Annotated in this window: 1 protein-coding gene; it reads right to left on the reverse strand. The window is 37.8% G+C overall.

Features of this window, described 5'->3' with window-relative positions; translation table 11 throughout:
- Positions 1–2,581: ATP-binding protein (locus tag ACLFMM_RS09690; protein ID WP_410808528.1), on the reverse strand; the 2,581-nt coding region annotated here is incomplete at its 3' end.
- Between the last annotated feature and the right edge of the window lie 290 nt (positions 2,582–2,871).

A 2,871-nucleotide genomic window follows, 5' to 3' on the forward strand; every position in this document is an offset into this window, starting at 1 on the left:
TTACTTCACTTTCAATCCATATCTTGCCATTATGCATATCAACAAATTTTTTCACAAGAGCAAGTCCCAGCCCTGTACCTTCATATCTGCGGTTTGCAGAGGACTCCAATTGGGTAAAAGGTTTGAATAATTCGTCCTGTTTATCTTCTGGAATCCCGATACCTTCATCTTCAACTGCAAACTGTACATAACCATCCATATCCTTTGCATCAAGGAATACATTGCCGCCTTTAGGAGTGAATTTAATAGCATTACTGGTGAGATTATAGATGATTTCTTTCAATTTGTTCTTATCAGCATAAACATCGCCAATTTGCTCATCCCTGTTGACTTTTAGACCCAGGTTCTTATTCAAAGCCTGGGGATGCATGACATTTCCAACTTCATCGATTAATTTTTTCACAGATACACGTTCAGGTTCATATTCCATCTTACCGGCTTCGATTTTTGAAATATCAAGGATTTTATCAATCAAGTCTAAAAGATGGTGACCGCTGGTTTTAACATTGTTTACACAATGTTTCTGGTAATCATTCAACTCGCCTCTTATTTCTTTAAGCAATAAGTCTGAAAAACCGATGACAGAGTTCAATGGAGTCCTTAATTCATGACTTACATTAGCCAGAAATTCGTTTTTTGTCTGGTTTGCAGATTGAGCCAACATTTTGGCTTCCATCAAAGCTTTCTCTGCTTCCTTTTTATCGGTAACATCGATTACAATACCCCTTAGATACACTAAATCTCCATTTTCATCATAATAAAAAGTGGTCCTCTCATCTACCCATCTTATATTTCCTGATTTTGTTAGTATCCTGTATTCTTTATTAAATCCAGACATACCGTTTGAAATTGACTCATTTACCTTTTCCTGGACATTTTTAAGGTCTTCAGGGTGGATAATATCAGCATAATCCAATTTTCCAGAAACAAATTCTTCCGGGTCATAACCGAATTGATCAATGTTACTTGAGACATATTCCACCGACCATAAGTGGTCCGGAATCCACAAAAACGCAACAACAGGACTTGATTCGATAATATGCTCCAGTTCCCTTTTTAACTGGTTGGATTCTTCCAGTTTTTTATTGTATTCTTTTGAATCTTCACTTGCTTTTTTGTATTTGCTGGTGGTTTCGTACAATGCCTTCCGCGTGTTTTCAATGCCATTTGTCAGGGTTTTGAAATCACCTCTGCCATGAACCTGTACCCTTCTTGTAAAATCTTCGTTCTGTATTGATGTTAAAACAGCATTTGAATCATTGATTATATTTTCAAGCGATTCAGCAAAACTGTTCAGGGAATCACTGAACTGCTTGAAATCTCCCTTTACATCCAGACTGTAGCGGGCTTCAAGGTTGCCGTCTGAGAGCTGTTTCGTCACACGCATGGTTTCATGTACAGGTGAAGCGACCGTGTGCATTATCCTGTTAAGTCCCTCAGGAATGGGTCTAAAGTCTGTCTGGATGTCTGTTTCGGCTCTCGTATCGAGTTTGCCGTTGATAACATCATTTGTTATACCTTTAAAATCTTCAACGATTTTGTTTATGGGTGAAGACACAGACCTCGCGATTAAATAGGCGATACCGCTCATAAATATTAGCGATATGAAAGAAACGATTACCAACCTGTCTCTTAGAGCAAACACTCCTGCAAGCATTTCATTTTTCGGGACAGTGATTACAACCGCAAAATTACCTGTTTTTATAGGTTCATAGAACATCACAACATCGTTGCCTGTAGAAGGGTCTACTGTTTCTATATACCCTGAAGTGCCGTTTTGGATGTCGTTTTTCATTTTCGAAAAATGAGGAGCATCGACCATGTCGATGTTCTTTTTACCGGTCCAATCCTTTTTTCCTGGATGCGTCATTATCGTACCGGATTTACTGACCATGAATGCATATCCGGAATCAAAAGCTTCCACTCCACCAAGCATTTTGTCTATGTAATCAATAGTAGCATCTGTACCGGCAATACCTACAAATTCGCCATCTTTTATTATCGGAGATACAAAACTTACAATCATTTTTTCCTGATACTTATACGGCTCAGTAACGACATCTGATCTGGTCTGTTTTGGAAGCTGGTAGTAGTTTAATGAATCATAATCCTCCAGGGGGTCAAGTGTTGTATTTCCGTGTAATTTGTTCCAGTATGGTATAAACCTTCCAGTGGAGTCATGACCTGTTTTATTTACATAATATGAATCATTGTTATCAAAAGCATCGGGTTCAAAAGCCACATATGTGCCTACCAGTTTCGGATTATCGATTAGTATGTCTTTAAGCATCTGGTTCACCTCAGCCCTGTTACTGGACTGATAATTTTCCATGGTGTCAGAAAAACTCCTGGCGATTGTCATGTAACTGCGCATGTCGGCATCGATTTCATTGGCATATGACTGTGCCATCCGGGTCGATTGTTTATAAGCAAGGTCTTCCTGTTGTTCGGTCACAGTCGAGATGATGACAGCTGTAGATGAAGCCAGAACTATGAAAACGCCAAGAAAAATCAACAGCATCAATTTGGGTTTTAGCGGTATGTCTTTTGGTCTTATGTGGTAACCCTCCCCTGGAGACATAGGTAAATAATATATAAAGTTTAGATAGTTTATGGTATAGCTTTAAAATCTAAATATATTTATTCTTATTGATATGGTTTCAGGGTACTTAAAGCAGTACTTTCAGTTGATGGAACATGTTAGCCCATTAAAACTAAAATAACAACAAATGTTGTTTTTCCTATAGAGGATTTTGATAAATATTCAAATGATAATGACAGCCAACAATATTTTTTATATGTGCTATCTAATGTTGATTATATTCAGTGGATATTTCCGAATGATGCCGGTTTTAACAGGATTTCTACAGA

It is taken from the genome of Methanohalobium sp., assembly GCF_046546175.1.
Classification (GTDB): domain Archaea; phylum Halobacteriota; class Methanosarcinia; order Methanosarcinales; family Methanosarcinaceae; genus Methanohalobium.